6 protein-coding genes and 2 pseudogenes are annotated in these 6,746 nt (G+C 71.9%); 1 reads left to right on the top strand and 7 read right to left on the bottom strand.

Annotation, left to right across the window (positions count from 1 at the left end; translation table 11 throughout):
• The 4 genes and pseudogenes from BJF79_RS47065 to BJF79_RS47050 form a co-directional block, all read right to left on the bottom strand.
• Positions 1–713: pseudogene (locus BJF79_RS47065) on the bottom strand (hypothetical protein); the annotation flags it as partial.
• 20 nt (positions 714–733) lie between these two features.
• Complete coding sequence (locus tag BJF79_RS47060; RefSeq protein ID WP_075907117.1) at positions 734–928, bottom strand: hypothetical protein; 195 nt, start codon at positions 926–928, stop codon at positions 734–736.
• Positions 925–1,641, bottom strand: coding sequence for an ABC transporter ATP-binding protein (locus tag BJF79_RS47055; RefSeq protein WP_075907116.1), 717 nt, complete (start codon positions 1,639–1,641; stop codon positions 925–927). Before BJF79_RS47055 ends, BJF79_RS47060 begins: the two co-directional genes overlap by 4 nt.
• Positions 1,638–2,240, bottom strand: a complete 603-nt coding sequence (locus BJF79_RS47050; protein ID WP_075907115.1) for a PadR family transcriptional regulator — start codon at positions 2,238–2,240, stop codon at positions 1,638–1,640. Before BJF79_RS47050 ends, BJF79_RS47055 begins: the two co-directional genes overlap by 4 nt.
• A 140-nt stretch (positions 2,241–2,380) precedes the next feature.
• Here BJF79_RS47050 and BJF79_RS47045 point away from each other — a divergent pair, with 140 nt between their 5' ends.
• A complete protein-coding gene (locus BJF79_RS47045) occupies positions 2,381–3,190 on the top strand; it encodes a hypothetical protein (RefSeq protein WP_262403596.1) in 810 nt (269 codons plus the stop codon).
• Between the two features lie 69 nt (positions 3,191–3,259).
• Here the strand turns inward: BJF79_RS47045 and ilvC are convergent, their stop codons facing one another.
• The 3 genes and pseudogenes from ilvC to BJF79_RS47030 all read right to left on the bottom strand — a co-directional run bounded on the left by ilvC (position 3,260) and on the right by BJF79_RS47030 (position 6,566).
• The gene (gene ilvC, locus BJF79_RS47040; RefSeq protein ID WP_075907114.1) at positions 3,260–4,243 is read right to left on the bottom strand and encodes a ketol-acid reductoisomerase; all 984 of its coding nucleotides are present in this window, start codon (positions 4,241–4,243) and stop codon (positions 3,260–3,262) included.
• A 45-nt stretch (positions 4,244–4,288) separates the two neighbouring features.
• Positions 4,289–4,813 carry an acetolactate synthase small subunit gene (ilvN, locus tag BJF79_RS47035; RefSeq protein ID WP_075907113.1) on the bottom strand — a complete coding sequence of 175 codons (525 nt, stop codon included), beginning with the start codon at positions 4,811–4,813 and terminating at the stop codon, positions 4,289–4,291.
• A 5-nt stretch (positions 4,814–4,818) separates the two neighbouring features.
• A pseudogene (locus BJF79_RS47030) lies at positions 4,819–6,566 on the bottom strand (acetolactate synthase large subunit).
• Positions 6,567–6,746: the final 180 nt, after the last annotated feature.

The following is a 6,746-nucleotide window of genomic DNA, read 5'->3' as shown; positions in this document are numbered from 1 at the left end:
GCGAGCAGGCGCCGCCGGCGGCGGACGTCGACGGCGAACGCGGGGCCCACCAGCAGGACGACCTCAAGGACGATCATCGCGACGGCCAGCGCGGCGATCGTGATCGTGGCGGGGTCGTCCAGGTTGCGGTCGATCGACACGCCGGGCGGCAGCGCCGACGCGGGCGGCGGGTCCTCCACCACCGCGCGGGACAGCACCGTGATGCCGTCCCGGTTGAACCCGGTGACGTCCTTCCAGGTGACCGGACGGCCGGTGTCGATCAGCCATTCCTTCCCCGCGTCCGGGGCGGCGCCCGGCAGCGCGAGCGCGACGCGGCGGCCGGGCGACCGGGGGTCGCGCACATGCCCGACGACGCGTTTCGTCGTGCCGTCGCGGTCGGTCTGGACGGTCGAGCCGAGCGGGAAGCGGCCCGCGAGTTCGGCGGCCAGGGCGATCTCGTCCGCCGCGGCGGGCGCCCGTCCCGCGGTGACGTCGAGGATCCCGCGCGCCAGGGGGTCGCGCAGGTCGACCTGGACGAGGTCGGCCCACAGGTAACCGCGCGGTGTGCGGAGCCAGGTCATCGAGGCGGCGTCGATCGGCAGGACGCGCGCGTCCGGGCCGTAGGCGGCGGCGACCCGCCGCGTGATCTCCGCCGTCGTCCAGTTCGCGTCGCCGGCGGGATCGGTCTCGCCGTCCGGCGCGACGAAATCGGGACGGACGGGATTCTGCCGCAACGGCGCGTGCGTGGCGCCGGTCAGCCGCGCGTCGGCCGTGCCGAGTTCGTATGGCAGGGCCTCGCGCGAGACCAGGCCGAGGTCTGCCAGACCACGCCGAGCGCCACGATGGCCGCGACGGGCAGGCCGATCATGCAGAGGACGAAGGCGGTGCGCCCCTTGGCGCGCAGCGCGTCCCGCCGCGCGATGCGCAGCGCGGCTCCGGCGGAGGTCACGGCACCTCCCGCAGCAGGGTCTCGGGGCCGACGCGGGGCGGCGTGGCGTCGACGACGCGGCCGTCTCGCAGGAACACCACCCGGTCGGCCCAGGCGGCGTGGCGGGACTCGTGGGTGACCATCAGGCACGCGGCGCCCGCGTCGCAGCGCTGCCGCAGGACGCGCATGACGTCGTCGCCGGTGCGGCTGTCGAGCGCGCCGGTCGGCTCGTCGGCCAGGACGAGCCGCCGGTCGCCGACGAGCGCGCGGGCGATCGCGATCCGCTGCCGCTGGCCGCCGGACATCTCGTCGGGGTACCGGTCGGCGAGGTCGGCGGCACCGACGTCGCCGAGGGCGGCCCGGGCCTCCGCGCGGGCCCTGCGGGCGCGGACGCCGTCCAGCTCGCGGGGCAGCATGACGTTCTCGGCGGCGGTGAGGCTCGGGATGAGGTTGAGGTTCTGGAAGACGTAGCCGATGCCGCGTCGGCGCAGCGCCGACCGTCCGGACGCCTTCAGCCGGGCGAGGTCCGCCCCCGCGACGAGGACCTCCCCGGCCGTCGGCGAGTCGAGCCCGCCCGCGAGCGTGAGCAGGGTCGTTTTGCCGGATCCGGACGGGCCCATGACCGCCACGAACTCGCCCTCGGCGACGTCCAGGTCGACCTCGGTCAGCGCGTGGACGAGCGCGGCGCCCGTCCCGTGGTCCCGGGAGACCCCCCGCAGCGAGAGGACGCTCATCGGCGCGTCTCCTTCGGGACGGACGGGTCGGCGGCGGGCGCGCCCGGCGCGGGCGGGACGCCCGGGACCTGCGGGACGGCACGGGCGACGTAGGTTTCGCAGTGGTCGAGCCACCGGACCTCCGCCTCGGCCTGGAAGATCATGGATTCGAGGACCAGCCGCCAGGCGTGGTCGCTCTGGCCGGGTTCCTCGGCGGCCGGGGCGGCCTTGAGACGGGTGAGGTCCTGCAGCGAGCGCAGCGTCGCGGTGCGCTGCGCCTGCACGACGGCCCGGACGTCGACGCCGGGCGCGGTGACGGCCATCGCGAGCTTGATCGCCAGCTCGTCGCGGGGCCGGTCGGCGCGGGCGACGGGGGTGGCGAACCAGCGGCGCACCTCGTCCCCGCCCGCCGGGGTGATCCGGTAGACGAACCGGCCCTCGTCGTCGGCGCCGACGCGGACGACCAGTTCGTCCCGTTCGAGGCGGGAGAGCGTGGAGTACACCTGCCCGATGTTGAGGGGCCAGGTGGCGCCGGTGGAGGACTCGAACTCGGTCCTGAGCTGGTAGCCGTAGCGGGGCCCCTGGGACAGCAGCGCCAGGAGGCCGTGACGGATCGACATGCCTACGAAGTATGCATACCGAGTATGCCCACGGCAATACCGAGTATGCATCTCGAAAGACAGGGTCCTGAAACTTTTACTGCACGAGACCGAACGGTGACTTAACGTGACCATCGTTCCCGGCGATCAGGAGAGGGCCCGTGACGTCCGACAGCATCAGCGTCCCGACCGATGTCTCGATCAGCGTCCTGCGCGATGTCCTGCGCGTGTACGACCACCGCTTCCTGGAGCTCGACTCCCTGCAGCGGGAACGCCTCGTCGACGGAACCCGCCGGCTCATCGGCGCGGAAGGGCTGAGCGACGTCGTCCGCGCGGCGCTGCCCGCGTCGGCGCGGCTGCGGGCGTTCTGCATCCAGCACGACCTGCTCGACGAGCTGGAACGGCTGATCCGCGACGAGGTGGAGGGCGGCCCGGCGGGCGCGGTGGTGGTCGGCGGGCGGATCTACGCGATGTACCCGTTCCTGCGCGGTGTGCCCCGCCAGGACGTCGACATCACCGGCGAGGTCGGCGTCGAGCACCGGCTGGACGCCGTCGACCGGCCGGGCCGCCGGGTGCGGATCCGCGGCGCCGCGCGGCTGCAGCGCGTCGCCACCGACCGCTCGGTCGCGGAGATCCTGCTGCGGGAACGCTCCACCGGCCGCGAGCACCGCCTCCCGACCGTTCCCCGGCCGGAGACCCCCGGCGGGTTCGAACTGCTCCTCGACCCGAACGACATCGAGCCCGGACGCTACGACGTGCGCGTCGCCGCGACGGCCCTCGGGGTACGGCGGGAGGCGCGCTTCGGGGCCGTGCGGGACGCGTCCGTCCGGACGGCACCGCAGCGGCGGGCGTCCGGGGCACGGGACGTGACCGTCTACTTCACCCGCGGCGGCTACCTCGCGCTGCTCGTCGGCCGCGACCAGGAGAACCTGTCGCCGGTCGCGCGGCTGGTGCGCCGCCTGCTCCGCTGACACCCGCCCCGGAACGGGCTGAGCCGACGCCACGTCCGGGCGTCGGCTCAGTCATCGCGACAAACCGACTCAGTCGTTGAGCCAGCTCATCATCGGGCGCAGCTCGGCGCCCGTCTTCTCGACCGGGTGCTCGGCCATCTTCTCGCGGTACTCGCTGAACTTCTTCTGGCCGCTCTCGAACTCGTCCACCAGTTCCTTGGCGTACTCGCCGGACTGGATCTCGCCGAGGATCTTCTTCATCGCGGCCTTGGTCTCCGGCGTGATCACGCGCGGGCCGCTGCGGTAGCCGCCGTACTCGGCGTTGTCGGACACCGACCAGTACATCTTGGAGATGCCGCCCTCGTACATGAGGTCGACGATCAGCTTCAGCTCGTGCAGCACCTCGAAGTAGGCGACCTCGGGCTGGTAGCCCGCCTCGGTCAGCACCTCGAAACCGGCCTTGACCAGCTCGGACGCGCCGCCGCACAGCACGGCCTGCTCGCCGAACAGGTCGGTCTCGGTCTCCTCGGTGAAGGTGGTCTTGATGCCGCCCGCGCGCAGGCCGCCGATGGCCTTGGCGTAGGCGAGGGCCAGCGGCCAGGCGTTGCCGGAGGCGTCCTTCTCCACCGCGACGATCACCGGGACGCCGCGTCCGGCGACGAACTGGCGGCGCACGAGGTGGCCGGGGCCCTTCGGCGCGACCATCGCCACGTCCACGCCCTCCGGCGGCTGGACGAGGTCGTAGCGGATGCTGAAGCCGTGGCCGAAGAACAGCGCGTCGCCCTCGACGAGCGCGGGCTTGATGTCCTTCTCGAAGATCTCCCGGTGGTGGTGGTCGGGAGCCAGCAGCATGATGAGGTCGGCCTCCTCGGCCGCCTCCGCCGGGGTGACGACGCGCAGGCCCTCGGCCTCCGCCTTCTCCCGGCTGGCCGACCCCTCGCGGAGCCCGACCCGCACGTCGACGCCGGAGTCGCGCAGGGAGAGCGCGTGCGCGTGTCCCTGGCTGCCGTAGCCGATGATCGCCACGTGCCGTCCCTGGATGACGCTCAGGTCGGCCGCGTCGTCGTAGAACATCTCAGCCACAGTGCTGTTGCCTTTCGTTTCGGGTGTTCACTTGGGTCACGCGCTGCGCTCGATGGCCCGCAGCGAGCGGTCGGTGATGGAGCGGGCGCCGCGGCCGATGGCCACCATGCCGGACTGCACCAGTTCCTTGATGCCGAACGGCTCCAGGACGCGGATGAGGGCGTCCAGCTTGTCGCGGTTGCCGGTGGCCTCGATCGTCACCGCGTCCGGCGCGACGTCCACGACCTTCGCGCGGAACAGGTTGACGGTCTCCAGGACCTGGGAGCGGGTCTCGGCGTCGGCGCGCACCTTGACCAGGATCAGCTCGCGCTGGACGGACGCCGACTGGTCCAGTTCGACGATCTTCAGCACGTTGATCAGCTTGTTGAGCTGCTTGGTGACCTGTTCCAGCGGCAGGTCGGCGACGTTCACCACGATCGTCATCCGGGAGATGTCCGGGTGCTCGGTGACGCCGACCGCGAGGGACTCGATGTTGAAGCCGCGCCGGGAGAACAGCGCCGCGACCCGCGCGAGGATGCCGGGCTTGTTCTCCACCAGCACCGAGAGGGTGTGCAGGCTCATCGGGGTCAGTCTCCGTTCTCCCAGTCGGGGGCCATGTCCCGGGCGATCTTGATGTCGTCGTTCGTGGTGCCGGCGGCCACCATGGGCCAGACCATGGCGTCCTCGTGCACCACGAAGTCGATCACGACGGGCGCGTCGTTGATCTCCATGGCCTTGGCGATGACGGCGTCGACGTCCTCGGCCCGGTCGCAGCGCAACCCCACGCAACCGTACGCCTCCGCGAGCTTCACGAAGTCGGGAATGCGCTTGGCGGCGTGCAGATTCGTGTTGGAGTAGCGCTCGTTGTAGAAGAGCGTCTGCCACTGGCGGACCATGCCGAGGTTACCGTTGTTGATCACCGCGATCTTCACGGGGATGCCCTCGATGGCGCAGGTGGCCAGCTCCTGGTTCGTCATCTGGAAGCAGCCGTCGCCGTCGATCGCCCACACCTGCGTGTCGGGCGCGCCGACCTTGGCGCCCATCGCGGCCGGGACGGCGTAGCCCATCGTGCCCGCGCCGCCGGAGTTCAGGAACGCGCCCGGCCGCTCGTACTTGATGAACTGCGCGGCCCACATCTGGTGCTGCCCGACGCCCGCGACGTAGTAGGCGTCCGGCCCGGCCAGCTGCCCGATCCGTTCGATGACCTGCTGCGGCGACAGCGAACCGTCCGCGGGCGCGTCGTACCCGAGCGGGTAGGTGTCGCGCCACGCGTCGAGCTGCCGCCACCAGTCGGCGTAGTCGCCGGTGTTGCCCGCCGCGTGCTCGTTCTGCACCGCGACGATCAGGTCGGCGATGACCTCGCGGGCGTCCCCGACGATCGGGACGTCGGCGTGCCGGTTCTTCGAGATCTCCGCGGGGTCGATGTCGGCGTGCACGACCTTCGCGCCCGGCGCGAACCCGTCGAGCTTGCCGGTGACCCGGTCGTCGAAGCGGGCGCCGAGGGTGACCAGCAGGTCGGCGCGCTGCAGCGCGCCGACGGCGCCGACGCTGCCGTGCATGCCGGGCATCCCCATGTGCTGCGGGTGGCTGTCGGGCAGCGCGCCCTTGGCCATCAGCGTCGTGACGACGGGCGCGCCGGTCAGCTCGGCGAGCACCTTCAGCTCGGCGGACGCGCCCGCCTTCAGGACGCCGCCGCCGACGTAGAGCACCGGGCGCTTCGACTCGACGATCAGCCGTGCCGCCTCGCGGACCTGCTTGGAGTGCGGCCGGGTGACGGGCCGGTACCCGGGGAGCTGCGGGGCGACCGGCCACTCGAACCCGACGGTGGCGGTCAGCGCGTCCTTGGCGATGTCGACCAGGACGGGGCCGGGACGGCCGGTGCCCGCGATGTGGAACGCCTCGGCGATCGTCCGGCCGATGTCGCGGGGGTCGGTGACCAGGAAGTTGTGCTTCGTGATCGGCATCGTGATGCCCACGATGTCGGCTTCCTGGAACCCGTCGTCCCGATCAGCGACGACGCGACCTGGCCGGTGATCGCCACGATCGGCACCGAGTCCATGTAGGCGTCGGAGATCGCGGTGACGAGGTTGGTGGCGCCGGGCCCGCTGGTGGCCATGCACACACCGACCCTGCCGGTCACCATCGCGTAGCCCTGGGCGGCGTGACCGGCGCCCTGCTCGTGCCGGACGAGGATGTGGCGGAGCTTCGCGGAGTCGAAGAGCGGGTCGTAGGCCGGGAGGATCGCGCCACCCGGAATGCCGAACACGGTGTCGACGCCGACGTTCTCCAGGGCGCGCACCAGCGCCTGGGCTCCCGTCATCTGTTCGGTCGTCATGATCTGCGGTTCCTTGGGGAGAGAGACTGGGCTCGCCGGGCAACAAAAAACCCCCGCCGCCGGTAAGCGGTCGAGGGGAGGCGCGCAGGACGGTAGGACTCGGTCAGCCTGCGCGCCGACCGAGTACTACGAGGATGATGGTGGAGATGCTCTGCACGAGCACACTCTCGCCGATGTCCG

Source organism: Actinomadura sp. CNU-125 (assembly GCF_001942465.1).
Taxonomy (GTDB): Bacteria; Actinomycetota; Actinomycetes; order Streptosporangiales; family Streptosporangiaceae; genus Spirillospora.
Note: the sequence above shows the minus strand (reverse complement) of the source record. Positions and strands in the feature narration are given on the sequence as shown.

What these genes read in the sequence shown, in the direction of transcription:
- BJF79_RS47055 (WP_075907116.1), bottom strand. Translation starts at nt 1,641, where the DNA reads ATGAGCGTCCTCTCGCTGCGGGGGGTCTCCCGGGACCACGGGACGGGC.
- BJF79_RS47050 (WP_075907115.1), bottom strand. Translation starts at nt 2,240, where the DNA reads ATGTCGATCCGTCACGGCCTCCTGGCGCTGCTGTCCCAGGGGCCCCGC.
- ilvC (WP_075907114.1), bottom strand. Translation starts at nt 4,243, where the DNA reads ATGTTCTACGACGACGCGGCCGACCTGAGCGTCATCCAGGGACGGCAC.
- ilvN (WP_075907113.1), bottom strand. Translation starts at nt 4,813, where the DNA reads ATGAGCCTGCACACCCTCTCGGTGCTGGTGGAGAACAAGCCCGGCATC.